The sequence below is a fragment of the Bacillus sp. NPDC077027 genome, assembly GCF_050269555.1.
In the GTDB taxonomy this organism is placed as follows: domain Bacteria; phylum Bacillota; class Bacilli; order Bacillales; family Bacillaceae; genus Bacillus.
This window is the reverse complement of the sequence record NZ_JBNNIO010000002.1, coordinates 805229-831336: the sequence shown is the minus strand read 5'-3', so window position 1 is coordinate 831336 and position 26108 is coordinate 805229. Positions and strand designations below refer to the sequence as shown.

At 38.6% G+C, this 26108-nt stretch carries 24 protein-coding genes, 1 pseudogene and 1 riboswitch; of the genes and pseudogenes, 16 read left to right on the top strand and 9 right to left on the bottom strand.

The features are described from left to right. Nucleotides 1-82 precede the first annotated feature (82 nt). The 3 genes from ACQKEZ_RS09750 (at nucleotide 83) to ACQKEZ_RS09740 (ending at nucleotide 5564) form a co-directional block, all read left to right on the top strand. Nucleotides 83-1087, top strand: coding sequence for an alpha/beta fold hydrolase (locus tag ACQKEZ_RS09750; protein WP_427300264.1), 1005 nt, complete (start codon nucleotides 83-85; stop codon nucleotides 1085-1087). Between the two features lie 932 nt (nucleotides 1088-2019). After that, nucleotides 2020-2099: riboswitch (glycine riboswitch) on the top strand. 152 nt (nucleotides 2100-2251) lie between these two features. After that, entirely contained in the window at nucleotides 2252-3598 is a 1347-nt protein-coding gene (locus ACQKEZ_RS09745; RefSeq protein WP_427300262.1) for an amino acid permease, read from the top strand. Nucleotides 3599-3737: 139 nt separating this feature from the next. Continuing rightward, nucleotides 3738-5564: a hypothetical protein gene (locus ACQKEZ_RS09740; protein WP_427300260.1), complete on the top strand. Its 1827-nt coding sequence runs from the start codon at nucleotides 3738-3740 to the stop codon at nucleotides 5562-5564. A 60-nt stretch (nucleotides 5565-5624) separates the two neighbouring features. On the opposite strand, the gene ACQKEZ_RS09735 is transcribed toward ACQKEZ_RS09740, so the two are convergent. Then, nucleotides 5625-6305, bottom strand: coding sequence for a DUF3169 family protein (locus tag ACQKEZ_RS09735; RefSeq protein ID WP_427300259.1), 681 nt, complete (start codon nucleotides 6303-6305; stop codon nucleotides 5625-5627). After that, nucleotides 6302-6508, bottom strand: a complete 207-nt coding sequence (locus ACQKEZ_RS09730; protein WP_427300257.1) for a helix-turn-helix transcriptional regulator — start codon at nucleotides 6506-6508, stop codon at nucleotides 6302-6304. The genes ACQKEZ_RS09735 and ACQKEZ_RS09730 overlap by 4 nt, the downstream gene beginning before the upstream one ends. Nucleotides 6509-6670: 162 nt before the next feature. Between ACQKEZ_RS09730 and ACQKEZ_RS09725 the strand changes: the two genes are divergently transcribed. The 4 genes from ACQKEZ_RS09725 to ACQKEZ_RS09710 all read left to right on the top strand — a co-directional run bounded on the left by ACQKEZ_RS09725 (nucleotide 6671) and on the right by ACQKEZ_RS09710 (nucleotide 8766). Then, nucleotides 6671-7297 (top strand): NUDIX hydrolase, encoded by a 627-nt coding sequence (locus ACQKEZ_RS09725; RefSeq protein ID WP_427300255.1) that lies wholly within the window; start codon nucleotides 6671-6673, stop codon nucleotides 7295-7297. A 135-nt stretch (nucleotides 7298-7432) separates the two neighbouring features. Continuing rightward, the gene (locus ACQKEZ_RS09720; RefSeq protein ID WP_427300253.1) at nucleotides 7433-7990 is read left to right on the top strand and encodes a TetR/AcrR family transcriptional regulator; all 558 of its coding nucleotides are present in this window, start codon (nucleotides 7433-7435) and stop codon (nucleotides 7988-7990) included. A gap of 13 nt (nucleotides 7991-8003) precedes the next feature. Next, nucleotides 8004-8360, top strand: a complete 357-nt coding sequence (locus ACQKEZ_RS09715; RefSeq protein ID WP_427300251.1) for a DMT family transporter — start codon at nucleotides 8004-8006, stop codon at nucleotides 8358-8360. Nucleotides 8361-8379: 19 nt separating this feature from the next. Beyond that, nucleotides 8380-8766 carry a DUF5360 family protein gene (locus ACQKEZ_RS09710; RefSeq protein ID WP_427300249.1) on the top strand — a complete coding sequence of 129 codons (387 nt, stop codon included), beginning with the start codon at nucleotides 8380-8382 and terminating at the stop codon, nucleotides 8764-8766. A gap of 80 nt (nucleotides 8767-8846) precedes the next feature. Here the strand turns inward: ACQKEZ_RS09710 and ACQKEZ_RS09705 are convergent, their stop codons facing one another. Together ACQKEZ_RS09705 and ACQKEZ_RS09700 are read right to left on the bottom strand one after the other, a co-directional pair. Next, nucleotides 8847-9317, bottom strand: a complete 471-nt coding sequence (locus ACQKEZ_RS09705) for a DUF4188 domain-containing protein (RefSeq protein ID WP_427300247.1) — start codon at nucleotides 9315-9317, stop codon at nucleotides 8847-8849. 3 nt (nucleotides 9318-9320) lie between these two features. Further along, complete coding sequence (locus ACQKEZ_RS09700) at nucleotides 9321-9875, bottom strand: PadR family transcriptional regulator (protein ID WP_427300245.1); 555 nt, start codon at nucleotides 9873-9875, stop codon at nucleotides 9321-9323. Nucleotides 9876-10401: 526 nt separating this feature from the next. Between ACQKEZ_RS09700 and ACQKEZ_RS09695 the strand changes: the two genes are divergently transcribed. The 4 genes from ACQKEZ_RS09695 to ACQKEZ_RS09680 all read left to right on the top strand — a co-directional run bounded on the left by ACQKEZ_RS09695 (nucleotide 10402) and on the right by ACQKEZ_RS09680 (nucleotide 15858). Continuing rightward, nucleotides 10402-11292, top strand: coding sequence for a hypothetical protein (locus ACQKEZ_RS09695; RefSeq protein WP_427300243.1), 891 nt, complete (start codon nucleotides 10402-10404; stop codon nucleotides 11290-11292). A 365-nt stretch (nucleotides 11293-11657) separates the two neighbouring features. Next, nucleotides 11658-13511, top strand: coding sequence for a beta-glucoside-specific PTS transporter subunit IIABC (locus ACQKEZ_RS09690; RefSeq protein ID WP_427300241.1), 1854 nt, complete (start codon nucleotides 11658-11660; stop codon nucleotides 13509-13511). Between the two features lie 2 nt (nucleotides 13512-13513). Next, nucleotides 13514-14980, top strand: coding sequence for a glycoside hydrolase family 1 protein (locus tag ACQKEZ_RS09685; protein WP_427300240.1), 1467 nt, complete (start codon nucleotides 13514-13516; stop codon nucleotides 14978-14980). Nucleotides 14981-15009: 29 nt separating this feature from the next. Beyond that, nucleotides 15010-15858 carry a PRD domain-containing protein gene (locus tag ACQKEZ_RS09680; protein ID WP_427300238.1) on the top strand — a complete coding sequence of 283 codons (849 nt, stop codon included), beginning with the start codon at nucleotides 15010-15012 and terminating at the stop codon, nucleotides 15856-15858. 107 nt (nucleotides 15859-15965) lie between these two features. On the opposite strand, the gene ACQKEZ_RS09675 is transcribed toward ACQKEZ_RS09680, so the two are convergent. Beyond that, nucleotides 15966-17147: a tetratricopeptide repeat protein gene (locus ACQKEZ_RS09675; RefSeq protein ID WP_427300236.1), complete on the bottom strand. Its 1182-nt coding sequence runs from the start codon at nucleotides 17145-17147 to the stop codon at nucleotides 15966-15968. Nucleotides 17148-17577: 430 nt separating this feature from the next. Here ACQKEZ_RS09675 and ACQKEZ_RS09670 point away from each other — a divergent pair, with 430 nt between their 5' ends. Next, a complete protein-coding gene (locus ACQKEZ_RS09670; RefSeq protein WP_427300234.1) occupies nucleotides 17578-17790 on the top strand; it encodes a hypothetical protein in 213 nt (70 codons plus the stop codon). 29 nt (nucleotides 17791-17819) lie between these two features. Here ACQKEZ_RS09670 and ACQKEZ_RS09665 read toward each other — a convergent pair whose 3' ends face one another. The 4 genes from ACQKEZ_RS09665 to ACQKEZ_RS09650 form a co-directional block, all read right to left on the bottom strand. Next, the gene (locus ACQKEZ_RS09665) at nucleotides 17820-18581 is read right to left on the bottom strand and encodes an ABC transporter ATP-binding protein (RefSeq protein ID WP_427300233.1); all 762 of its coding nucleotides are present in this window, start codon (nucleotides 18579-18581) and stop codon (nucleotides 17820-17822) included. 13 nt (nucleotides 18582-18594) lie between these two features. Continuing rightward, nucleotides 18595-20922 carry an FtsX-like permease family protein gene (locus ACQKEZ_RS09660; protein ID WP_427300231.1) on the bottom strand — a complete coding sequence of 776 codons (2328 nt, stop codon included), beginning with the start codon at nucleotides 20920-20922 and terminating at the stop codon, nucleotides 18595-18597. Then, a complete protein-coding gene (locus ACQKEZ_RS09655) occupies nucleotides 20923-22170 on the bottom strand; it encodes an MFS transporter (RefSeq protein ID WP_427300229.1) in 1248 nt (415 codons plus the stop codon). Between the two features lie 75 nt (nucleotides 22171-22245). Further along, nucleotides 22246-22896, bottom strand: coding sequence for a TetR/AcrR family transcriptional regulator (locus ACQKEZ_RS09650; protein ID WP_427300227.1), 651 nt, complete (start codon nucleotides 22894-22896; stop codon nucleotides 22246-22248). Between the two features lie 158 nt (nucleotides 22897-23054). On the opposite strand from ACQKEZ_RS09650, the pseudogene ACQKEZ_RS09645 reads away from it, so the two are divergent. The 4 genes and pseudogenes from ACQKEZ_RS09645 to ACQKEZ_RS09630 form a co-directional block, all read left to right on the top strand. Then, nucleotides 23055-23189: pseudogene (locus ACQKEZ_RS09645) on the top strand (sugar diacid recognition domain-containing protein); the annotation flags it as partial. 130 nt (nucleotides 23190-23319) lie between these two features. Next, nucleotides 23320-24453, top strand: a complete 1134-nt coding sequence (locus tag ACQKEZ_RS09640; protein WP_427300225.1) for a glycerate kinase — start codon at nucleotides 23320-23322, stop codon at nucleotides 24451-24453. 189 nt (nucleotides 24454-24642) lie between these two features. After that, complete coding sequence (locus tag ACQKEZ_RS09635) at nucleotides 24643-25548, top strand: M48 family metalloprotease (protein WP_427300223.1); 906 nt, start codon at nucleotides 24643-24645, stop codon at nucleotides 25546-25548. A 69-nt stretch (nucleotides 25549-25617) separates the two neighbouring features. Further along, nucleotides 25618-25959, top strand: coding sequence for a zinc ribbon domain-containing protein YjdM (locus tag ACQKEZ_RS09630; protein ID WP_427300221.1), 342 nt, complete (start codon nucleotides 25618-25620; stop codon nucleotides 25957-25959). Nucleotides 25960-26108: the final 149 nt, after the last annotated feature.

Here is a 26108-nt window from a genome sequence, read left to right as displayed (position 1 = left end):
TACGCACCCATAAAAAATGTCTTTTTGGAGGATTACTATTATCTCCATTTACATATTTACCTATAAGAAAAGGAGTGGAAAAATGAAAGATTACGATGTTTACTCACTTAAAAAAACAGCTTTACAATCGGGAGGGAACCTTCCAAATGCATTCCTTGCCTATAAGACATACGGCACTTTAAACGCTGACAAAAGTAATGTCATTGTTTACCCTACTTGGTTTGCCGGGCAACACACTGATAATGAATGGCTCATAGGAAAAGGCAAAGCTCTTGATCCTGATCATTATTTTATCATTGTTCCAAATATGATCGGGAACGGTTTGTCTTCATCTCCAAGTAATACATTACCTCCATACGACAAAGCTAATTTTCCACTAGTGACTATCTATGATAATGTTCGTTTTCAGCACGAACTTATAACAGAAAAGTTTGGTATAAAAAAAGTCGCTCTCGTTGTGGGCTGGTCTCTCGGAGCAATTCAAGCATTTCAGTGGGGAACTAGTTATCCTGACATGGTGGATCGAATTGTGCCATTTGGAGGCGTAGCAAAAACTCGTCCTCATGCTCAAGTCGTTTTTGAAGGGCTTATTGCGACATTGCAAGCAGATAACAAATGGCAAAAAGGATTTTATACTGAGCAGCCTAAAGGTGGCTTATCCGCGATGGGACGTGCATATGCTCCATGGGGCTTTTCGCAAGCCTATTATCTAGAACAATTATATCAATCGGAAGGATATGCAACATTGAAAGACTATTTAGAAGAGTATTGGGATCAAGTGTTTTTTTCGTTTGATGCTAATGACTTGATTACTATGTTACGTACAGGCATACATGGAGATATTAGCATGAACCCAAGAGACAATGGGAATTTGGATCAGGCATTAGGCCATATTACCACTAAAGCTCTCGTCATCCCAGGAACAACTGATTTATTTTTCACTCCTGAGGACAGTGCATATGACGCAGAGCGTATGCCACAAGTCGTTTTTCATCCAATTGAATCCAAATGGGGACATTGCTTCGGTATCGGTCAGAATGAGCAAGATTCTGTTCAGATCGACAACCTCATAAAAAATTTTTTATGAGAAAGTTAAAATCAATTTAATGGTAATTAAGCGCTGTCTGATACACCACTTTTCTATCAATGCTATTATTGATTTTGCTATCGGTGGTGGTGTAGGTGCTATTCAATGTCAAATTGCTAAACAATTAGATAAGAGGGATAAGCGTCCTAATAATGGTTGGGTAGATATATATTAGGAGGAATTTTATGAAAATTTTTATGAAATATGCTGTAATGATTCTGTTTGTAAGTGTATTTTTCTATTATTACAATATGTTTATGCCTAAAAATTTTCTGTATTTTATTGTTGCTTTTCCTATCGGTTTTTTTGCTATTACCATAATTGATAAGTTGTTTAGTGATAAGTGATTTTTGAAATAAGCAAGCTATATGGTTGCTTATTTTTTATGGGGTTAGAAGAAGATATTGTAAGTATTCAAGGTGCTTGTTCTTATATATGATTTTAGCACGCACACAGGGGTGTGTATAAGTGCACTATTGTCATGGGTGTTCTATTACCAAAATTGCCACCACTTTTTTTGTTGTTCTTCAAATTGTTCAAGTCGTTTTAGAATGGCACGATTGAACTCTTTTTTTTGAATGCGATCACGACATTGACATCTTGTAGCGGTATTCCATATGGACAGATTTGATTGATACAAGGTCGCTACAAGTTTGGCTACTTCTTCTAGTGATTTACCACTCAATTTAGAGTGTGTATATATACTCCATAGCGGATAAAATGGACTTATTAACCTATTATCTTTAGCAACCAAAGGTTACACATTGAGCAAAAGGAACGTGCCAATTTATGCCAATCAGTAACGTTCATGAACAATTTCCATTGACACCATCATCATCAAAGAGTAAAATATGAAATTATTCAGAAATAGCAACACCTCGTTCAATAATAAAATACGAAAAGCTATGATTGCTGTGGGTCACACTATAGCAGGAGCAGCTTCTGGAGAGACCGTGGGTATCTGCGGCGCCGAAGGGTTCACAATCTCAGGCAAAAGGACAGAAGAGTACGGAATAATGTATTTGTGATGCAGTAAAACCGCATTGCATATCTTTATTTTGCTATTCTTATGACCATGAGATTGGAGCGCATCCAATCTCTTTTTTTATGGGTTTTTTTTGATGCTCATTATTTCACTATCATGGTTTTTAGGAGGGCATAAGGTTGGCACAGCAAGAGTTAAAGCGAGATTTATCAAATCGGCACGTTCAATTAATTGCCATTGGGGGAACCATCGGCACTGGGTTATTTTTAGGCTCAGGTAAAGCCATTCAATTGGCAGGTCCCTCTATCATTTTGGCTTATCTCATCGTGGGGATGGCAATCTTTTTTGTGATGAGAGCACTTGGAGAATTATTGTTATCAAAAGCAGGCTATCAGTCTTTAACGGACATAGCTGAAGACTATCTTGGGCCTTGGGCATCATTTGTGACAGGGTGGACGTATTGGTTTTGCTGGATAATGACAGCGATGGCGGATGTGATTGCTGTCGGTGTTTATGTACAGTATTGGTTTGATATCCCGCAGTGGATTCCTGCTTTTATTTGTTTACTCATCTTATTAGGCTTTAATTTATTAACAGTCAAGCTTTTTGGGGAGCTTGAGTTTTGGTTCGCTTTGATTAAGGTCATAACAATTCTTTTATTAATTGGGATTGGGATCGTGCTATTAGTCATTGGGTTTAAAACAGATGCGGGCCCTGTGACTGTGACAAACCTGTGGGCACATGGCGGAATTTTTCCAAACGGCATGACTGGCTTCCTGCTGTCATTCCAGATGGTCGTCTTCGCATATGTTGGTGTGGAGTTAGTTGGTGTATCCGCAGCAGAAACGTCGAATCCGCAAAAAAATATTCCATCAGCGATTAATAAAATCCCGTTGAGAATTTTATTCTTCTATGTCGGAGCAATCTTTGTTTTATTATGTATCAATCCGTGGATGGATTTAAGCGCGTCAGAAAGTCCTTTTGTCAAAACGTTTAGCTTAATCGGTATTCCAGTAGCGGCAGGGATCATTAACTTTGTCGTCTTAACATCCGCCGCATCTGCGTGTAATAGTGGCATGTTCTCAACGAGTCGTATTCTCTATAACTTAAGCCATCAGAAGCAGGGACCGAAATCGTTTGGCAGGCTTAACAAACATGCCGTTCCAAGCAATGCTTTATTTGTTTCAACCATTGTCGTTTCTGTTGGGGCTCTTTTAAGCAAGCTAATCCCAGAGCAAGCCTTTGGTATAGTGACGACGATTAGCGCGATTTGTTTTATTTGGGTATGGAGTATTGTGTTGATTTGTCATCTCAAATATAAAAAAACGCGTCCACAGCTCCACGCGACGTCAACTTTTAAAGCGCCATTCACACCATTTGTGAATTATCTAGTCTTGCTGTTGTTCGCGACAATACTAGTGATAATGTTGTTTGCGGAGGCAACACGCCCTGCGTTATTATTGACGCCATTATGGTTTGGGCTGTTGTTTATTCTTTATAGCCGTAGGAGGAAAAGGGCTGTTTAAAGGAAGAGGGTGTCTTCTACCATGTTCATGTTTTCCTTGCTATCAAAACTTTTATTTAATAGAATACAAAAAGAAATTTCTTTATGAAATGAATAAATGTGGAATTTATATAAAAGTTAGATCCAGTGAGGAGGCTTTCATGGGTTTTAAGAATGAATTCAAACGAGAGATGCGTAATTTTAAGAAAGATCTAGAAAAAGAGATTCAAAAGACGTGTTCAGTAGAGTACAAAGGACATCGTATTGAAGTGATCAATGAATTAAAAGAAGAGCAGTTGTTCATTGATGGGGTACTAGTCGATCAGAAGAAACGGAAATCAGTATTCTTACAGCTTGTCCCCTTTTCTAAATTGTCAGGGACATTACATTCTAAAGACGGTGTGAAGCATAAGGTTTCTGTAAAAGTCGGTGGCTTGACACGCTTTACATGTGTGATAAAAGTCGACAATGTGGTTGTTTTAGATGATTCGTCTCATTTAGAATTTCTCCCTTGGGAACACAAAGAAAAAATCGTTCCTTTTATTGAACAGCAAGTTCAGCGTCAAAGTGTCATTGATGATCTACCAGATGATGAATATTTGTATGACGAAGATGATGTACGACTCGTGGCAGGGTTATCCGATCAATTGATGGATGAGGGAACAACACCATTTTATGTGGGTAAGCTGATTAAGTTATTTGAAGCACAGATGCAGAATCCTTCAACTAAAACTAGAAAAGCGACCTATGAGAAGATCATTTTTGACAATATGGCAAGCTATATGGAAGAGTTCATTGAACGCTTCCAGGAACTGAACTGGAATGAATCTCATGTGCAGAAAGAAGCGTTGTGGCTGCTTCATCATGCGGCACATCGCGAGGTTGTTAAGTTTGCGGTGACTGTTCTTGGTTGTACGAATTGCGAGGAGCATCAAGAGCTTTTAATGACAATTGGTCAGCATGATGAATTTACACCATATGTTGTATTTGCGCTAAAAAATGGAACAGAGTATGGAAACGATCATATTTATCAGCTTGCCAAGTCCGTTCATGGATGGGGGAAAATTGAAGCAGTCAGAGCCCTTGAGCCTACTTCACCAGACATTAAGCATTGGCTTCTCACAAATGGCTGTGAAAATTCAGTGATGAACCAATATCTCGCCTATACTTGCGCCATGAAAGGTGAATTAGATGTCGTTTTAGACAATGGTGACATAACAAAGGAGCTGTATGATGGTGCAGCGCTTATTATAGACGCTTTGCTTGATGATGAAGGACCCTGTGAAAATATGGATGATTACCCATATGCAGTCGACGTTCTGACTCGATTTGTGTTCCACGCAACGAAGCATTGTCATACGATTGAAGACGTGTATCCACTTGTGAAAATCCATGCATTTTTACATGAGAATGAGAATGTATGGGAAGAGCGGTTTTCTGATCTGTGGAAGCCATTTCAACGAACTGATTTACAGGAGCGAATTCAATCTATCTTGAAAGATTCCCATTGGGCGGAGCTCTCTTTGGAGACATTAAAAGAAGGGTTTCGGTTTCAAGCGCTTGAAGTTGCACGTTATTATGGGGTAGAAATCACATCGACATTATTTGATTTGTTTGAAAAGAATCCGACCCAAGGTGAAATTTACTTTGCGATCATGAAAGCAAACGAACCTACACATATCAAGCATCTTTGTGCGATTGCAGAGAAGCACCTTTCTTTGACGAATCTTTCAGAGGATGATCAATATTGTCTAGAAATGATTGTGCCAGAGTTGTGTCATGTTGAAGGAACGGGGCTGTCACTCATACAAGCAGCGCTAGCCTCTGGTCAAGGGATCTTACAATATCATGCTATGAACGCACTTGAAGGATGGTCGCCAGATTCGTGGAACAATGATTCAATACTTGCAAACATCAAGCACATAGCTGAGACGACCAAGGATAAGGAAGACCGTCAATTGGCGAAAAAGCTATTAAAACAGCAATAAATATCGCCTGACATTCAAGAAGCACAGTCCAAATAAAAATGGACTGTGCTTTTTCTGATGCTAACGATTCCTAATCCTCAAAATATATTTTGCATTCAATATCGTGAGAATCAAACCAATGATGATAATGGAGAATAGTTGTGAGTGGTTGGAGCCAATCGAATAAAGAGTTAAAATAAACATGGCGCCAATAAGCAGGATGTTCATGCTTTGAAACGTAAAATAAAGTCCCTCTAGCATGACGTGACGTTCTCCTTCATCAGATGTTTCCAGCAGTTTTTTTGAATAATTTACATCTGAAACTTTTGGTAAATGACGTTCAGGGTACACCAAAGTCAGCACTGACCCAGCTACATACGTGCAGATGGTGGCTGTAACAAATAGAATACCAGTGATGACAATCAGCCATATATGTTGCTGTGTGATGACAGCGATACTGATCGCAATGATTGAAAGGAACGTACTGCTATTATTCGCTAGCGTCACATCACTATATTTTTTGTACTGCCATTCATCAAGCGTATCTTCCTCTTCGCCTGATAAGGAGAGTGAAGCCTTTTTCTTCATTTGGGAGACACCAGCAAAGCTCCATATCGTTAAAATGAGGGAGATTCCGCCAATCAAGATGGTCGTTTCAAATGAGATGTGTAAAAATGTTGATTCAAATTCTGCTGCGAGTAAGGCGTAAGCACCCAAAAATCCGAGCGCTGGTCCAGCAAGCATCTTCCAAACCGTTTTCATGTGCATTCATCCTCCTCGAAAATAAAGATTTGTTCAATCGGTTCTTCGAATATGCGTGACAGCTTGACAGCGATAAGCAGTGAAGGCATTAGTTCGCCTCGTTCTATTAAACTAATGGTTTGACGCGAGACTTTTGCACGTTTTGCAAGCTCTGTTTGATTGATGCCGTCACGCGCGCGCAGTTCTTTTAGCCGTGTTTTCATATCATCACCTCGATCATATCTAATTCAATTGTAAAGTATGATATTCATTTTGACTAGTTTATTTGTCAAAATGAGCAGTTTTTTTATCAGAAATGTGATCTTTATGCATCGAGTGAACAGTGTTACGCTTAAACTAATAAAAAATGAGGTAGGAGGAGTATCGTGTTTTTAGATCAATTAAAGAAAGATTTACATAAACAACAGCCCCTTTTTATTGGGCAGGATACGGCATTTCAAGCCGCGGTGCTCGTGCCATTAGTGCAGGTGAAAGGCGAGTGGCACATTCTGTTTGAAGTACGGTCATTTACCATGAGAAAACAGCCCGGTGATATTAGTTTCCCAGGGGGACGAATTGATGGGAACGAAACGCCACTAGATGCGGCTTTAAGGGAAACGTATGAAGAGCTCGGGGTTGATCCAACAACGGTGGAGGTCATCGGACAATTAAGTCCGTACGTAGCATCACCTTCATTTGTCGTCTATCCATATGTAGGCATCATTGATTACGAACAAATCATTCAATCCTACAATAAGGAAGAAGTCGAAGAGCTATTCACCGTGCCATTGAAATGGCTACTAGATTATGAGCCTTATTTGCATGTGGTCTCAGTTCAACCAACACCCGCTGAAGACTTTCCATTTGAAAAAATTATGAACGGTGAGAAGTACAGCTGGGGTACGAGGTCGATAGAAGAATGGTTCTATGATTATCATGGTTACACAATCTGGGGGCTGACTGCACGGATTTTGAAATACTTTATCGGAATGATGAGATCAAAAAACGGATAGGTTGATGAGTGCATTTTCTTCTAAAGAAGAAGATGCTTTTTTATTGTAGAAAAAATATTGCTATTTTGTGAAAAGATTATTATGATACTCATGAAACCATCATAGTTTTTGTGGTACCGAAAAGGAGGTCTTTATTTGAAGACACGTGTGATGAAGGAAGCACTGCTGCTTATTCAACAAAAGGGTTTTACATTCACAATTAGTGAGTTAGCCAAAAATTTAGGGACGAGTAAAAGAACAATTTATGAGCATTTTACTTCAAAGGATCAAATAATTGAATTCATCATTGATCAACTCATTTCACAGATTCAAGAAAAAGAGAACGAAATAATCGAGAATACAGATATTGAGTTACTGGATAAAATGAAGCAAATTCTTTGCTGTACGCCTAATGAATTTAAAATGATGGATATGCGCCTTTTATCTGATCTGAAAAAACACCATTTTCATCAATGGGAAAAATTAGACAATTTCTTAAAAAATGAATGGACAGCTGTTCTAAAATTAATGGAACAAGGAATAAATGAAGGCATTATTCGTCAGGTCAATTTGGACTTATTTATTGAGTTATATTTAGGCGCAATCAATCAAATTTATGATCCAACGTTTTCATCTCAGAATCAATATACATTTGAGGAGAAATTACAAGCAGTGATGGACGTTCTTCTATTTGGAATTGCTCATCGAGAATAAAGGGGAGATGAAAGTGGCATGGGTCTATCTATGTTTGGCAATTTTACTTGAGGTAGCTGGTACAACAAGTATGAAGCTATCTAATGGCTTCACAAAGCTTGTGCCAAGTATTCTATTGATCATTTTTTATCTGGGCAGTCTTTTGTTTCTCACGTTAACGTTAAAAACAATTGAAGTATCAATTGCTTATGCAATTTGGTCAGGTATGGGCATTGTCATTATTGCATGTATTGGTGTTTTTTATTTTAATGAGAGTTTCCACTTACTTAAAATTATTTCTATTATTCTGATTGTGATTGGAGTAGCAACATTGAATTTCACCGTAGACCATGAAAAATCAGAGGATCAGTATATGATGAAAAATGATTGATTCATAGAGGGGGTAGACCATGAAATATTTAAAACCATTTTTCTTAGTAACAGATATCGGGTTTATTATTTATTGGTTGTTCACTTATTTTCATCTAATACCGAAAAGTTGGGCCTTCAAGGATTATGATAACCCGATGATCATAGCTTGGAATTGGTCCTTCTTTCCTTTAGATCTTTTTATTTCAATAACAGGACTTTATAGTCTGTATTTATATCAAAAAAGTAAGAAAGCGTGGAAGACATTTGCATTAATTTCCCTTGTGTTAACTTTCTGTTCTGGATTACAAGCAATTGCTTTCTGGTCTTTTCATATGGACTTTGATATGAGCTGGTGGGCGTTAAATTTGTATTTGCTCATTTACCCATTATTTTTCTTGAAGCTTTTTATACCAAAAGAGTCCTGAAGAAAACAGGAGCTGTGACAAAAGAAAACGGATTTTTGCTGACTTTTGGCACAGCTTTGCATTGCATAACGCTGTCTTCCCTAGCTGAGCCTTTCCCGCGCACTGTGCCTCCCCGCACCAACCACGATATGCTTCTGTGCTTTTCCGATCCCGTACAACGGCATGTTCGCATAAATGGATTCATATGAACCGGCTTTAATTTGATACGTTTCATGATAAATACCAACGGCATCGTTTTTCCCGACTTTTTGATTGAATTCTTTCCAAGCAGTAAGGTGCTTGTCCATTTTTGCATAGGCGAGCAGATCTTCTGTGGAGCGCCAATATTGAATCATGGTTGTGGTTCTTAAGCCAAAATAGTTTTCCATTGCGAGGAAACCGAGTTCCTCTTTGTTCATATAAAGTTCTTTGATCATAGCAGGCATTGCTTTCACAACAGGAAGCCATTTATGAACGGCAAGGCGTTTGTTTATTCGCATCCCAATAATAAAAACGACGATGTCCTCAGAATTGTCTGTCGTATAGCGACCTGGAAAAATGTCTTTTGCCATCTGTTATTCCTCCCTGTTTTTCAATGTGTGAATTGTAGCCTCACACCATTCAATTGCTGATTTTGTTACCCTTTTTCCATAATCTAATGTAAATAGCCAGTAAGTCGCATCATCGTCATTTGAATAAAGATTCATGATGTTTTGTTCAATCATGGTATACGTTTGAAACCGAATATCTAATCGCTGTTGATAATTTTGTAGGAGAGAGATTTTTTTTTCATCAGTCAGATATTGCCCAAAAAACAGTTTGAGCAACACTTCGTTCCGTTCTACTGGCAATTGATCAAGTGGTTGCTCTAGCCAATGCTTCAATGTGTCGATACCTTTTGAAGTGAGATGGTATTCATTTTTATCTGATCTGCCGGATGTCGCTGAAGATATGACTTCTGCTAACCCTTCTTGCACAATGAGCTTCAGCGTCGGATAAATCTGACCATAGCTGACTTTCCAGAAGTGATGAAAGCTCTTATCAATTAGTTGCTTAATGTCATAACCAGACTTACAATCTGTAGTTAAAATACCTAATATCGCATATGTCGTATCATTATATTTCTTCATAGTATCTACCTCCTATCTAAAAGATATATCAATTAGATATATAATACTTCATGACAGAGCAAAGACACAAGAATTTTCAGAAAAAAGATTCATCTACCTAAGATTGACTTTAAGGTGAATTTAAAACAAAATAATTACGATTTGTTAAATGAGGAGCATTTCATATCAAAATCAGATAGCGCTTGTATCAATTTGTCTTTGATCAACGGGCTCGTATATGAAAGCTCCTTTATCATATCTGAAATCATCGTTGCTTCGGATGGTAAAATTGAAATTCTGCTAAACATCTTCAACCAAATGGTTTTAAGTGAAGAGAATATACATAGGTATTTACAATACTTAGCGCCTCTTTATGTGAGAACGGGATAACCTCTAGAAGTTCTTAAAAAGAACTGTATTGTAAATGGACTTGAATCAAATTCCATATATTGATGATATAGGACATGAAAGAACATTATGGTAAACTGGTAATGAAGTACAAAAGATAGATGTTGATCTCTAACATTTTACATTGGAGGAGGTACGTATGAACAAATTAAAAGTTTGGATCGTGGCAATCATTGTGGTGCTACTTGTTGGTGCAGGTGGTTGGACAGCGTATCAAGCAACGGCGCAGAAGAATTCACTGAATCACTCTCATGCGTTTGCGTATAAAACAAAAGATCATCTTTCCTGGTTCAAGGTAACGGAAACGAAAGGAAAAGTAACCGGTCATTTGAATGAAAAGTTTGTGAAAGAAAGTTTTTTGGAACCAGAATTGTTTGAAGATCAATATGACTTATCGGGTAAAGTGATTGAGAGCGGTTACGAATTCCAGGTCAAGCAAGGTAAGGAAAATGTAACATACGAGGTCCGTTTCTCTGGAAAAGACCTATCTGTGAAAAAACAAGGTGAAAAGAAAAGTAAAATATATAAAGCGATTGATCAAAAAAAGCTGACTACTTATCAAAAGGCGATTCAAGATCGATACGATGAACTGGAGTATACAGCTGAGTTTAGACAGGATCAATATAGAAGAAACTTCACTGAGAAATTTAATGCCGCTTATGGCTATATTTATACAGCGCAGGACGGATCATATCAACTATTTTTAACAATTGATGAAGCATTACGTGAAGGTGAATGGTCAGGATCACTTCTGGTGACAACTGTTCCAGGAGTTGACTGTAAACCTTATAAAGAAACGACTTATGAAGCGTTTGGGCTTGCAAATGGCTACACTTTTCATATGTTTACAGATCCTTTAGTAAAAGACATGCAGAAAAGCATAAAAGGCACCGTCGATGCAGAGGCGAAAGTCATTGAAATCCCGTTTTGGAAGAAAGGTGGCATGTTGAAGTTAAAAGTTGTCACGGAAAAACAATATAAAAAGCAAGTTGAAGCATTTAAAAAGCAGGCAGAAGAAAAGAAAAAATAGATGATGAGCCAGGCAGGTGAATGAACTTGTCTGGTTTTTTTATTGATTGCTAGAAATGGTGAATGGCGTCTAATTGAAAGTGGAGACTATACGTTTTTAGTTCCTTTTGAGGAGGTTGACGACCGCTTCCGAAGTGTAATTTAGTTCTTTAGTCCTTTAATTTTCTATTAATTTCGAAAAAAATAAATGTTGACGCTTTCAATAATCCAATATATACTTAAAACAAATCCAATATTGATAAATTAGACATGTGACTGGTCATGCAGGCAGGATCTAAAACCGATAAATTTCTTTGATTTGTCGTTTTAGGTCCTTTTTTTATTGCTTAAATATAGGTCTCGTGTATTAGAAAAGGGGGAGAAACAATGAATTACAAACAAACAGCAAAAGATGTATTACAGCATGTAGGCGGTAAAGAAAATATTGCTCACTTGGAGCATTGCTCGACAAGACTTCGTTTTACATTGAATGATCAAAACAAAGCGAATGTACCGGCACTTGAGAAAACAGAGGGTGTCATCGCAGTACGTATGTCGGGGCAATGTCAGGTTGTCATTGGAAACGATGTCATCGAAGTCTATGAGAAATTGACCGATATTTTGGGAGGAGTACCTTCCGGACAAAATGGATCTTCCAATCAGCCGAAGGAAAAACAAAAAGTGGGGACTGTACTATTAGACTTCATTGTTGGTGTTTTCCAACCGCTTGTTCCAGCCATTGCGGGTGGAGGAATTTTAAAATCGTTTCTTCTCCTATTTTCGTTACTCGGACTAATTGATGCCAAAGGGCAAACGTATCAGATATTAAATATGGTGGGCGATGCGCCACTTTACTTCCTACCATTACTTGTTGCTGTAACAACAGCCAATAAATTAAAAGTAAATCCACTTGTTGCATTATCGGCAGTCGGCGCACTTCTTCTTCCGAATATGACGACTATGCTGACAGAAGGTGCTCAATTATTTTCATTCGATTTGAAAAATATTGCGTATGCTTATCAGGTATTCCCAGCGATTTTATCTGTCCTGTTGTATGCACAGATGGAAAAATTGTTTACCCGTATTTCGCCAAAACCAATTCGTATTTTCTTCGTACCTATGATGTCATTGGTCATTACAGTTCCAATCACATTACTATTACTTGGACCAATTGGTTTTACAGTTGGACAAGGGTTCTCAGCTATCATTCTTGCGATGTTTGATAAAGTGGGCTGGATTGCAGTGGCGATTCTGGCAGCAGTCCTTCCATTTATGGTTGCATCCGGAATGCACAAAGCGATGGTGCCATACGCTGTAACGACAATGGGGAATCTCGGAAAAGAAGCACTCTATTTGCCTGCATCACTAGCACATAACATCGCTGAAAGTGGCGCATGTTTTGCAGTTGCTCTTCGCACAAAAGATAAAGTTCTTCGTTCAACTGCCATTTCAGCGGGGATTTCAGCTTTCTTTGGAATTACCGAACCAGCATTGTACGGGGTGACGTTACAAAATAAACGTGTGCTTGGTAGTGTGATGATCGGTTCTTTCATCGGCGGGATCTTTATTGGACTTGTCGGCATTCAAGCCTTTGTTCTTGTTGGACCTGGTCTTGCAAGTATGTCGATGTTCGTATCTGACGACCTTCCACGTAACTTCATGTTTGCAGTCATTGGTTTTGTTATCTCCTTTGTTGTTGCATTTGTGGCTGCCTTTATTTTAGGAAAAGACCGAAAGAAAGAAGAAACAGAGCAAGGAGCGTTCGCTGAAAAGCTTGGCGGAGATGAGACATTCAAAAGCCCAGTTGTTGGTCAAATGATTTCACTATCTGATGTAGAAGATGAGATATTTTCTTCAAAGGTAATGGGAGAAGGAATTGCCATTATTCCTACAAAGGGTGAACTATATGCACCAGTAGATGGTGAGGTTTCCCTTCTTTTTGAAACAAACCATGCACTCGGTATGAAAACAGCAAACGGAGTAGAAATTCTTTTCCACATCGGTATTGATACCGTTCAGCTAGAGGGCAAGTTCTTTAAACCATTGGTCAAAGCAGGAGATCGAGTCAAAGCAGGAGATCTGCTCATACAATTTGATCTGGAAAAAATCGTCGAAGCAGGTTATGATCCAGTTACACTAGCAGTTATTACGAATACAGATAAATATGATATAAAAGTAACGCAATTAAATGAGGTCAATCGTCAAGATACGTTGATGGTTGTTACACAATTAGGAGGATAATCATGTCATCAACTAAAGGATTTCCAAAAGATTTTTTATGGGGCGGTGCAATTGCCGCAAACCAAGCAGAAGGAGCTTGGAATGTAGATGGAAAGGGCCCATCTGTTGCAGATGTTGCCATGTACCGTGCGAATTTAAGTGTAGAGGATTATGAAGGACACCTTGCTGTTTCTTCTGAAAACATAGATCGTGCAATAAAGGACCCAGACGAGAAAAAGTATCCGAAACGCCGAGGTATCGACTTTTATCATCACTATAAAGAAGATTTGGCTCTCTTTGCAGAAATGGGTTTTAAAACATTACGTGTATCGATTGCATGGAGCCGTATTTTCCCGACGGGAGAAGAAGCTGAGCCGAATGAGAAAGGTCTCCAGTTTTATGAACGCCTGTTTAAAGAAATGAGAAAGCAGAACATTGAACCGATCGTGACGCTATCACATTATGAAATGCCATTAGCACTTAGTGTGAAATACAACGGATGGGTTGAAAGAAAAGTCATTGACCTCTTTGTCAAGTTTGCCAATGTGTGTTTTGAACGCTATAAAGATGATGTGAAATATTGGCTTACCTTTAATGAAATTGACAGTATCCACCGCCATTCTTTCATTACAGCAGGTATTATTCCTGATCGCTGTCCAGAGGGAAAAATAGAAGAAACTGTTTATCAAGCTTTGCATCATCAATTTGTGGCATCTGCTCTTGTAACAGCAGATTGTCATCGCATCATTCCGGGCAGTCAGATGGGATGTATGCTAACGAAGTTGACAACATATCCGAATACTTGTCATCCGAATGATGTGGAACGAGCACTGAAACAAAACCTAGATAACTATTTCTATGCAGATGTTCAAGTGTTTGGGGAATATCCACCATTGACCATGCGCATGCTAGAAAGAAAAAATATCAATATTAAGATGGAAGCTGACGACCTTACCATTTTGAAAGAAAATACAGTAGATTTCATTTCATTTAGTTACTATATGTCCCTGACAGAATCCGCACAGGAAGGTCTAGAGAAAACAGATGGCAATACGATTCTAGGTGTGAAAAATCCATATTTACCTTCAACAGATTGGGGTTGGCAAATCGATCCGGTTGGCTTAAAGATTTCGCTTATTGAATTGTATGATCGCTATCAAAAACCTCTTATCATTGTGGAGAACGGCATGGGTGCGAAAGATGTTGTTGAAAGCGATGGATCTATCCATGACGATTACCGTATTAACTATTTCAAAGAGCATTTCCGTCAAATGAAAGAGGCAATTGAAGAAGGTGTTGACCTCTTTGGGTATGCAAGCTGGGGCTCCATTGATATTATTAGTGCAGGAACCTCTCAAATGTCTAAACGATATGGATTTATCTATGTTGATCAAGATGACGATGGCAACGGAACGTTGAAGCGCTCACGCAAAGATTCTTTCTACTGGTATAAGAAAGTAATTGAGACAAATGGAGAAGTCTTAGATTAAAATACCGCATTCATGAAAAGGTGATGGCGATGTTTAAAATAAAAAAAGTTTTAAACTCGAGTGTGGTACTGGCTGAAGATCAGAACCAACAGGAGATGGTTTTATTCGGCAGGGGCATTGGTTATGGCCAAAAATCTGGGAATATGATTGATGAAAAACAAGCGGATCAAGTGTTTATGTCAGTAGACAATATGAGAGCAAAAGAATTTCTTCAACTATTAGATTCAATGCCACAAGAATTTATTGAATTGACCCAGCAAATTGTTCAGTATGCAGAAGAAAAATTAAAAACAAAACTAAACTCTGGCGTATATTACACATTAATGGATCACTTGAATTTCGCAGTAGAGCGCTATAAAAAGAATATCAACATTACAAATCGAGTCTACTGGGAAATTAAAAACTACTATACGGAAGAGTTTGAGGTAGGGAATTATGCGCTTCAGCTTATCAATGCAACAATAGGAATTCAATTACCGAAAGAGGAAGCGGCAAATATTGCGTTCCACTTAATTAATGCATTAGGTGAAGAGACAGAGTCAAAAGATGGAATGAAATATGCGAAAATGATCGGGAGTATTGTGAACCTTGTCCGTTATACATTAAATATAAAATTGGATCAAGAAAATATCCATTACAGCAGATTTATTACACACGTAAAATTTTTCGTAGAAAGATTTTATGCTGATAAACTGCTAACAGATCAGGAGAATGAATTATTTGAGCAAATTGCTCATTTATATCCGCAAGCAATGGATGTTGCCTTCAAAATCAAGGATTATATCAAACAGATACATGGGACTATTATTCCGAATGATGAACTAACATACTTGGCTGTTCATATCCATCGATTGATTTCTTATCAACAATTAAAATAAATGATCATAAAACCACTTGCCTTTGTGAAAGGCGAGTGGTTTCTTGTTTTTGAAAAGAAGGAGTGTTTTCTATTTATGTTCCAATAGGACGTTCTGTAATGCCAGTGTCATGTTGGTTGAATGGTGTGTATCCCGTATTCCCTATGATGAATGCGACTGCAACAAAAAGACAAATCATCGTTTTTTTCATCAAAATCCCTCCAGTATTTTAAATTTTTTTCGATTTGATGTGCTTCTTTTAAGAATAGATAGGCACTTTTCAAAGATCCAAGTTCTTCGAAATGTTTTGCAGCGAATAGACTTAATTCACGTGCACCTTCTAAGTCTTTTAATTCTTTTAGCATATTAATTTGTTTGAAACAGGCATTTTCTGTCCCGGTTTGATCTTCAGTGAAATATAAGTGATAGAGCAGTTTCATTTTTGTTTCGTAGATGGGGTTATCGTCTGTTGCTTTTTTTCGTTTCATAAGCTCGTAGTAATAGAGAGCTTGCATACGTTCACCGATGGAGAGAAGTTCTTTTATCAGCATAAACATGGAATGAGGGTAATAGCTAGACTCCAAATAATCATCATCACGCAGCGCTTTTTCTAAAGCTTGTATACATTTTTGGGATTCGCCTGCATCTGCATACAGAATACTGATATTATGATAAAGCTGAGCCTTTAGGAAGCAATCGTCTAATGTATAGGCAATGTCTAGCGCTTGTTTATAGTAGCTTTCTGCTTTGTTGAAATCACCAATATCTGTATAATTCGCTCCAGCTATGACAAGAGCAACGGCGAGCCTTCTCTCATACCCGTCATGGCTTTTGAAAATATCAATTGCATTCTGAATATAGTGGAGTGAAATGAGACTCTGGCGTAGGAACATATACAAGTTTGCAATTTTTGTATGAAATTCAGCTACTTCCATCTCATCAGGGATATTTTGCAATTTCTTCTCAGCTACTTTGAACAAACCAATTGCCGCGGCATAATCTTTCGTGTAGGAGGCATAGAGGGCTTTATATAGATAGAAATAATACTCGATTAAGTCGTTTGTTTTTGATGGGTGATCTAACTCAGCTTTGTCATTCGGTGTTTGCCCTCTCGTATCATACAGCATAAGCTTGTATCTGCCTTCAAGTAATGCATAATAGATGAGTACCTCCTGATTTTCCTCCATTTTAGTTAACAAATCCTTCAGTTCTTGATACATCGTTTGCGCTGCACGAACATCATGTTTACGGATCGCAATTCTCCAATCATTTAAACGATTCCCCACCTGCTCGGATGATATGATAGTCATGAAATCTCACCTCTTTTTGGTCCATTCACCTGTTTCAACAAAACTTTAACACAAATTTTGGAAAAATATAATTGTTTCAGAAAGGTGATTGACTAGTGGTAATAAAAAGAGGCCTTAATATCTATCTGTCAGTCATGTCATTGTACAAGTAGGATGGTTGTTTATCAAAAGCAAAGAAGGTCATTTTAGGGGATCAAAAATGAGAATTGAATGTTGATTTTCTCTGTTTTGATGTAATCATAGCGAGTATTTTCTTGAGAAATGTTATTTTTACTTTTCAAAATGTTAGACACTATCAATTGATATATTATTTTCATCAAATCTTCCTTTTTTATAAAAATAAGGGTAAACTACTTCTAACAACTGGATTTTCACCATTTATATTATACTATTTATTGACATCTAATTGTTTTGAAGAAAGGATTTTCACATGAGAAAAAAGAATTATATCACAAAACTACAGTTGGCTATTGTGTTATCAATTGCCCTTGTAATTACAGCATCACTTGTCTTTACAAAGATTTATTTTAACAACAAAGAAATGCAATTTCTTGTTGAATCATGCTATCAAGTCGATGGTAGTCCTCAATTAGAAATAGGATCACTATCACTAGATTATTCATTTGAATGCAAAGCGCAATAAAAACAGGCTAACAAGAGCCTGTTTTTTTGTTAGAATCCTAGTTTTTTCAGCCAGTCGTTCAGCTTTATTTCACGTTCAGCCGCAATGGATGGGTCATTTCTTCCTAAAGATAAATCCTCGATTAGTTCACCATCTCTCATAAACAAAATCCGTTCGGATTGCAAAGCCACGTTAGGGTCATGGGTGACGAGCAAGAGGGTCGTTCCAGCCGAATGAATCTGTGAGAAAATGTTCATCACCTCAGATGTTGCGGATGAGTTGAGGGCGCCTGTTGGTTCATCACCAAAAAGTATCTCTGGTTGATTCATTAAGGCACGGCATATGGACGCCCGTTGGAGCTGTCCACCCGATACTTGTGTGATATAATGATCGGCTACATGCATGATATCTAGTTGTTCCATCAGCATTCTTGCCCGTTTGTTGATATTTTTTCTCGTGTCGCTTTTAGCTAAGTATGAAGCGGCAATAATGTTATCGAACAATGTGAGGTTTTTCAGTAAATGACTTTGCTGAAAGACAAATCCCATTTGTGTTAAGCGCAGAGCAGTCAATTGTTTATCATTTAGCGCTGATAACGATTGCCCTTTATAAGTGACATCACCTTTCGTACAGTTTTCAATGCCGCTTAATTGATAAAGTAAGGACGTCTTTCCGCAACCTGATGGCCCCATAATGGTGACGAATTCGCCTTTTTTAATGGATAGATGAATATTTTGTAGAATCGTCTGTTTGTGCCCTTTTGACGTTTCATATTGAAGGGAAAGCTGTTTTGTTTCTATTAGTTGAGTCATATAGGGTCTCCTTTTATGAAAGAATCTCTCGAATGCTTGATTTCGATGTAAATGTTCGCAAGATAAGCATGATCACGATCAAACTACCAATGAAAAATGACAGCGGATAGACAATTGGTACCCATTGAGGCGTGAGCCATTGAATCTTTGAAGCTCCTAAAGATGCGCCAGCTGTACTCATTAAGGTAGTGCCAACAGTTTCCGCAGCGATTGAGCCAAGAAAAATACCTATGAAAAGTACAAGAATTAAGCTAGTCATATATTGAGTGATTATGTCACGTTGAGAGAAACCTAGTGTTCTTAATAGGTTGATCCGACTGACATCTTTTGCTCTTAGCATGTGTAAAAACATCATCAAAATGAGGCTCGCTGTGCTGAAAGCGGCGATTGCTGAGCCGATAGCGATCTGCTTGACTTGATCAGCTGTACTACCAATGGTTTGATCAATATATGCGTTCATATCTGTTACTTTAATAGGTGATAAAGCTGCTTCATAGGTCAACTTCTTTTCTGATAAATGAACTGTTTGTTTGAACTCGATGTGAACTGTCAGCCAAATGGGATTCGCCTGAAATGGTGATGTCAAAGCCTTTGCCGTTTTCCCGCCATTGGTGACATCCTGATAGATGCCAGTGACCCGCAACTTTTTTTGTAGACCATTACTTGCCAGGACAAGCTCGTCGTTAATGGTTTTGTCGAGTGATGTTGCACTTAGGGCAGATAATGCAATTTCATTTGCCGATTTTGGTGCATTTCCTTGTAAATAAGTAAGGGGGAAGAGAGAGAAATTCCCTGTTTCCAAGTACAGTGTTTCTAAGGTTTTTTCCTTTGTTTGAGCCTGTATGGCTTGTGTCTGATAAACAGCAAATCGTTCCAGATCGCTGTCTTTTATGATGTATTTTTGAATCATTTTTGCTTGTTTCTCAAGACCTTCTGCTTGTCGTAAGTCAATGCGGAGATCGCTTTTCCCAGAACCTAGATATGTGATAAATTCAGGCGATTTTAACGTGTGCCATAGTTGAATCGGTACAAGCATTAAAAATGTACATAGTACCAAAATAAAGGTGGCGATAGCATACATTCGGAATCGAGTGAAAACATCTTTTATACCAAACCATGTGTTGATTGGCAGAATGACACTTCGATGAAGCTTGAACGGTATTTGTCTTTTTTGGTTCACGGAAAGGGCTCCAGCTCGAAGTGCGCCAGCGGCAGAAACTTTCCTAAATTGTCTTAGCATGAGATAACCAAACACAATAACGATGAGGGCAGTCATTAGCGCAATAAAAAATGGAATTAGGTGTTGGCTAATGGAAGGTGCCTTACCCATATATAAGTGGATATTGGCTAAAAAGCGTTCTCCTAATAGCAGTGATAGTAAATAACCCCCTATACAGCCAATGCAGGTGAGAACAGCATATTTACCGAGGTAGAGCTGTTTGATTTGTGACAATGGAATACCGAGCACCTTCAGAATGCCAATGTCTCGATAATCCTCTTCAACTGCTGCTGTGATCGCAAGGCGGAGGCAAAGTCCTGCAATGCTGATAAGGAGCAAGCAGACAAGCAGGAGAATTGCAATGACAATGCCATCTGTCAGGGCATTTAACATACTAAGCAGTGAAAAAGTGACAGCAGGTCCTTGCTGTGGCATTTGTGATGATTGATAGATGGTTTGAAAGGTATCTGCTTGATCAGGATGCTTTAATAAAAATTCAATCAAATACTCTCGTTGATCAAAGGCATTTCCAAGTGCCGCCCAATCCTCATCATGAAGAAGAAAACGTTTTGAGCTGACGAGACTTGGATTCATTTGGGCATCCCGCAAAAATGCCTTGATTTCATAAGAGAAAATCGTATTTCCGCTTTGGATGTCTACTTTTTCACCTACACGTAATCCATATTGCTGTTGAAAATAAATGGGTACAGCTATTTCTCCTTTTGCTAATGTCAGCTTTTTATTTTGATCGTTCAGCAAGAAATCAAAAAAGCGGTTTTGTTTCACAAATAAATGATCCATGACACCAGCCGTCACTTGCTGCTTTCCAAAGGTGAGATTGGTACTGTCTACTGGAATCATGGACACGATCTGATGCTTTTGCACCATCGGTTGTGAGTGTGCAAAGGTTTCAATTTGCTGTTCGTCTAATGTGCCATCATGCATTTGGACAAAATGAGGCGCTTTGGATGCTTGGAGGAGTTCGCTAATGGCACCTGTTAGCTGTGTTGTCATTTGTGCTGCACTTGTAGCTAAAAAAGTTGTGAGGACGATACTCAGTGTGAGTCCAAGTGAAATAAGTCGGTGTCGAGATAGATCGTTTTTGATAAACTGAATCCTCATTTAGACAGGTTCTCCTTCGTTATGCAGAATTTTTTTCGTCATGTATGTCAGGGCACACATCAATGCGCTGACAATGAGAACAGTGACATAAATCTGTGCTGAAAATGCTTCAAAAAGAAAACCGTACATCAATTGACCTAATGGTGCCGCACATTGAGAGACCATGGTCAGAATCGCCATTACTTTGCCAAGTTGTTCGTTTGGCGTTTTCTTTTGTACGTGTGAGACGACAAATATTGAAATCATTGTGAGCAGCATCGCAATCGGTATGCATCCTGTTAAAAACAGGAGGAAGGCAGGGTATGTGCCAAGCTGGAGCATCCAAGCAGATGTAGATAGGGCAACAGGTAAAAGAATAATCGCAATCAATAAAAGCCAGCGATAAAGCGTTCGAATTCGCATCCGTTTTGCCGTATAACCAACTGTGAGTGCACCTGCTATGACGGCAAATTCAATCATACCCATGCCAATGCCATACATCATGTCACTGCTTTTCATCGCCACTCTTAGAATGATTGGACCACCAACGATAAAGAAGGGGGTTAAAATGAAATTAAGCAACGCTGCAAGCAGCATCGCTTTTTTTAAAAATCGTTGCGATGCGACATAAACAAATCCGTTTTTCATATCAGAAACAATGGCACGAACCATTGAGGAATCAGTAGATATAGGTGTGAATGGGATGCGAATCCATAACAACATACATGCAGAGAGGAAAAACACAATAGCACTAGCCCCGATGATGAGGTGCCCGCCAATAACACCGTAAAGAACGCCACCAATGATGGGTGCTAATACGCCTGACAATGCTTGAACACCACTCACAATGCCATTTGCTTGTTCTAACTGATTGGTAGGAACAAGTTGTGGGATACTAGCCATGACAGCTGGTGAGTACATCGTGCCAATGATACCTAGTAAAACCATGACAGCACCAATGATCAAAAGTGAACTACCACCTGCAAATAGCCAAAAGGAAAAAGAAAGTACAATGATCCCACTGATGATGTCAAACACGATCATCAGATTCCGCCTGTTAAACCTGTCTGCCAGAGCACCGGCTAAAGGGGAAAGCAAAAGCGGTACATTTGATAAAGCAAATAGTAGTGCATATAAGTCCACACGTTGAGTCACATCTAACACATATAGAGATAATACAAAGCGAAGCAAAGATGTACCGAATACAGAAATGATTTGTCCAAGCACAAGCAATATAAAATGGGAAGAAAATCGCTTTGAAAAAGTCATGAAGAAAACCACCTTTTTATTTAGACTGACCGTCGGTCTAAAGTATATATGCAGGATCGGTAAAAAAGTGACCAATCACTGCTTATCTGAATCGGTTTGTCCTGTTAATCGTTCAAGCATAAATGAAAAGCTACCCTTTTCAGCATCGAGAGAGGATTCGATGATGTTTACAAAAGCAAGTGCACGTCTCATGCTCTCTTCAGGTGTCCATTGAAACAGACCTTCGTCAAAGATGACCTGTGCAGATGCGAGAAGGAATTCAACGGTTTCCTGAGGGTAATCAGTGTGAAAAATTTGTTCTTTTACGCCTTGGATAATAACATCTGCAAGGACAGGAGTTAGCTGTTGAACTGCTTGGATGAGGCTTTTTTGATGCATTTCTGCATTCGATGGCTGATGAAATTGTTCAATCATTTTTTCTTTGTTGCTACCTTGTTTAGGTGATTGTTCCATTAAAATCCGAAATAGCTTGTTGATGACAGGAATGTCAGGATCAGATGCAATGCGCTTTGCAATTACTACATCAGCTTTGATGATGCGATCAATGATCGCGTCCATGACTTCTTCTTTTGATTTAAAATAATAATAAAAGGTGCCTTTGGCAATCCCGACTTCTTTTAAAATATCGATAATTGTTGTTTGTTGGTATCCTTTTGTGGAAAACAGCGTTTCTGCAGCGTTTAAAATTTCGTTTCTGCGTTCCTCAGGATTTTTTATGGTTCTCATGATACACTCCTCTCCACTTTATAGACTGCCGGTCGGTCTGTATATATTTGATTAAACACCAACATGAACCTCTTTGTCAATGTCAGTTTGACTTGTTTTCAAATCATTTATTGTGCAATTACACTATGGTACATTTGGATAGAGTACTTGTAAGGAGAATGGAACGTGCAATTTTAACGGGTAAACTAGCGCAAGAGATTGTGGAAGGCACAATGAATATATTGAAACGAAACATCAATGTCATGAATGCGGAAGGTGTCATTATTGGTTCTGGTGAACGAGAAAGGGTCGGCCATGTCTTGCTAGAATTGGCAAACAGGAACGGAACCAGTACTATTTTTCTTTTTATCAACAGCTTTTAGATGAAGGAGAATTAGCACAAACATTGGCAGTGTACATAGAAGAAGGCGAGGGACATAATGGATGAAAATAGTCATAGCACCTGATTCATTTAAAGAAAGTCTGTCTGCATTGGAGGCGGCAACTGCGATAGAAGAAGGCTTTCGTTCCATATTCCCAGAAGCGGAATATGTGAAGCTGCCAATGGCAGATGGAGGGGAAGGAACCGTACAATCTCTTGTCGATGCGACAGGAGGTACCATCGTATATCGTTCTGTCACAGGCCCTCTCGGTGAACCAGTTCCAGCGTTTTTTGGAATGCTTGGAGATGGACGGACAGCCGTCATTGAGATGGCTGCTGCTTCGGGATTACACCTTGTTCCAAGAGAAAAGCGTAATCCGCTTCTCACCACGACACGCGGAACAGGAGAATTGATAGCAATGGCACTTGATGAAGGAGCACGTCACCTCATCGTTGGTCTTGGCGGGAGTGCTACAAATGATGGGGGCGTAGGCATGATGCAGGCATTAGGTGCTCGTTTTTTAGACAAAGAGGGGAATGAACTTGATCCAGGAGGCGGGGCTCTTGGCCAATTGGTATCAATTGATGTCTCAGGACTCGACCCAAGACTGAAAGAGATTGAACTGGAAGTGGCTTGTGATGTTGACAATCCATTAACAGGAGAACGAGGCGCATCAGCTATTTTTGGTCCCCAAAAAGGGGCTGATCCAGAAATGGTTCAAGTACTGGATCGACATTTATCCCATTTTGCATCGATTGCTGAAAACCAGCTTGATCTCGCGTTCAGAGATGCAAAAGGAGCTGGAGCTGCTGGAGGCTTGGGGGCAAGCTTACTTGCTTTTTTGAATGCAGATCTAAAAAGGGGAGTCGAGATCGTGCTCAAGGCGGTACAATTTGATCAAAACGTAAAAAATGCAGACCTAGTGATCACTGGAGAAGGACGAATTGACGGACAAACCATCTATGGAAAAACACCAATTGGCGTAGCAAAGGCAGCTAAACGTTATCATATTCCAGTGATTGGTTTAGCTGGATCACTCTCTTTTGACAGTCATGTTGTACACGAACATGGAATTGATGCCCTCTTTAGCATCGTACCAGGTGTGACCACATTACCAGAAGCGTTTGAACAGGCAAGGGACAATATGGAACGCACAGCGAGGAATGTTGCTGTTGCGATGAAAATGATGAATTAGGCAATTAGAAGCTGGTGTGACAGCTTCTTTTTTGTTATTTGAATCATCTGTATAATGACTGGTTTTCCTGAAGGACATTTGTATAAGAAATATTTTTAATAGAAGTTCAGTATTTAAAGTTCCTATATCACCTTTACAACCAGATGAATATGCCAGATAATGTTAATTAAAAGGGAAAGGATGGTAGATTTGGAGGTTAGAAAGTGCAAATTTAATTATGCTTATATCATCTGGTCTATGATAACAATAATCATTGCAATACTTATTTTAAGTAAGGTCATGTCATTACCTATCATGAAGGCAACATTGCTCATTTTCATGTTATTTGGCATCATTTTTCTTTTAAATTATGGTTTGGTAGGAGATTGGCGTAATAGAATTCGTTTAGGTCTTAGAAGGCCTGCGACGTTAGAAGAAAGAAAATATTTAGAGCAAATAAATGATGAAGTGTTTCAAAGAGTAAGAAGTCAATATCTCCACTTGAAAAAAGCCGATCTGTTTTTGATCAATGAAGAATATGTTAATGCTTATGCTTTAGGGTTTCGGACTATTGGTCTTACAATAGGTGCTGTCAGAAATTTATCAAATGAAGAAATCAAAGCTGTAATTGCCCATGAATATGCGCACTTAGCCAATAAAGATACATTACAACTCATTCTATTTAATACAAGTTTCACTATTTTAAGCATCGTTTTATGGCCTATCTACATTATAGCGATTGGGCTCGGTATTATTTTTGCTTTTTTAGAAGGAATGGTAGGTCAATCAAAAGGTTCAATCTCTGTTAGCTTGATGAATGCTTTTATCACCATTTTGAACTGGACGCATCAATCATACTGTCGTATTGGTATTTACTTTGTTAATTTTGGTAGTAGAGATTTTGAATATAGGGCTGATGAAGTCGCAGCAAAAGCAGGTTATGGGAAAGGTTTACTTTCATTTTTTTATAAATTAGAAAAAACGGATAACGATATCCGTAAAGGCTTTTTAACTTTATTGGCTTCTACTCATCCCTATACATCCTATCGAATTGAAAACATTGAGAAATTTTTAGATGTGACCGAAATTAATCATCGAACAATACACCCGTCTTAACAGTCATCATCCTATTCATTTATTATGTGTTATGATAAAGGCGATAATAATTTAACGGAGGAAATGTACATGTCAAACTTACCGAATTGCCCGTCGTGTAGCTCACCCTATACATATGAGGATGGTAGCTCACTCATCTGCCCAGAATGTGCTCATGAGTGGTCACTTGAGGAAGAAAATGCTACGGCGGAGGATCAATTAGTTGTTAAGGATGCGAACGGCAACCTACTAAGTGATGGAGACACTGTTTCTATCATTAAGGACTTAAAGGTAAAAGGTTCATCTTCAGTTTTAAAAATTGGCACAAAAGTAAAAGGAATTCGCCTGATAGAAGGCGATCATAATATTGATTGCAAAATCCCTGGATTTGGCGGAATGAAACTGAAATCTGAATTTGTAAAAAAGATATAGATGAAGAGGAAGAGGCTGTCTGAAAAACAGCCTCTTCTATTTGGCGTTAAGCTTTTATCTTTGATAAGACAAAAATCAGAACAAATCAAGTCTTAAAATCAAGATCAGCCAACAGTTATTTAAATGATAAAGGAATTACACCTGATATT

Coding starts and splice junctions, on each gene's coding strand:
- ACQKEZ_RS09675 (WP_427300236.1), bottom strand. CDS start 17,147: ATGACTATCATATCATCCGAGCAGGTGGGGAATCGTTTAAATGATTGG.
- ACQKEZ_RS09695 (WP_427300243.1), top strand. CDS start 10,402: ATGAACAAATTAAAAGTTTGGATCGTGGCAATCATTGTGGTGCTACTT.
- ACQKEZ_RS09735 (WP_427300259.1), bottom strand. CDS start 6,305: ATGAAAACGGTTTGGAAGATGCTTGCTGGACCAGCGCTCGGATTTTTG.
- ACQKEZ_RS09660 (WP_427300231.1), bottom strand. CDS start 20,922: ATGAGGATTCAGTTTATCAAAAACGATCTATCTCGACACCGACTTATT.
- ACQKEZ_RS09750 (WP_427300264.1), top strand. CDS start 83: ATGAAAGATTACGATGTTTACTCACTTAAAAAAACAGCTTTACAATCG.
- ACQKEZ_RS09655 (WP_427300229.1), bottom strand. CDS start 22,170: ATGACTTTTTCAAAGCGATTTTCTTCCCATTTTATATTGCTTGTGCTT.
- ACQKEZ_RS09730 (WP_427300257.1), bottom strand. CDS start 6,508: ATGAAAACACGGCTAAAAGAACTGCGCGCGCGTGACGGCATCAATCAA.
- ACQKEZ_RS09740 (WP_427300260.1), top strand. CDS start 3,738: ATGGGTTTTAAGAATGAATTCAAACGAGAGATGCGTAATTTTAAGAAA.
- ACQKEZ_RS09640 (WP_427300225.1), top strand. CDS start 23,320: ATGAAAATAGTCATAGCACCTGATTCATTTAAAGAAAGTCTGTCTGCA.
- ACQKEZ_RS09630 (WP_427300221.1), top strand. CDS start 25,618: ATGTCAAACTTACCGAATTGCCCGTCGTGTAGCTCACCCTATACATAT.
- ACQKEZ_RS09705 (WP_427300247.1), bottom strand. CDS start 9,317: ATGGCAAAAGACATTTTTCCAGGTCGCTATACGACAGACAATTCTGAG.
- ACQKEZ_RS09650 (WP_427300227.1), bottom strand. CDS start 22,896: ATGAGAACCATAAAAAATCCTGAGGAACGCAGAAACGAAATTTTAAAC.
- ACQKEZ_RS09670 (WP_427300234.1), top strand. CDS start 17,578: ATGAGAAAAAAGAATTATATCACAAAACTACAGTTGGCTATTGTGTTA.
- ACQKEZ_RS09700 (WP_427300245.1), bottom strand. CDS start 9,875: ATGAAGAAATATAATGATACGACATATGCGATATTAGGTATTTTAACT.
- ACQKEZ_RS09680 (WP_427300238.1), top strand. CDS start 15,010: ATGTTTAAAATAAAAAAAGTTTTAAACTCGAGTGTGGTACTGGCTGAA.
- ACQKEZ_RS09685 (WP_427300240.1), top strand. CDS start 13,514: ATGTCATCAACTAAAGGATTTCCAAAAGATTTTTTATGGGGCGGTGCA.
- ACQKEZ_RS09665 (WP_427300233.1), bottom strand. CDS start 18,581: ATGACTCAACTAATAGAAACAAAACAGCTTTCCCTTCAATATGAAACG.
- ACQKEZ_RS09690 (WP_427300241.1), top strand. CDS start 11,658: ATGAATTACAAACAAACAGCAAAAGATGTATTACAGCATGTAGGCGGT.
- ACQKEZ_RS09710 (WP_427300249.1), top strand. CDS start 8,380: ATGAAATATTTAAAACCATTTTTCTTAGTAACAGATATCGGGTTTATT.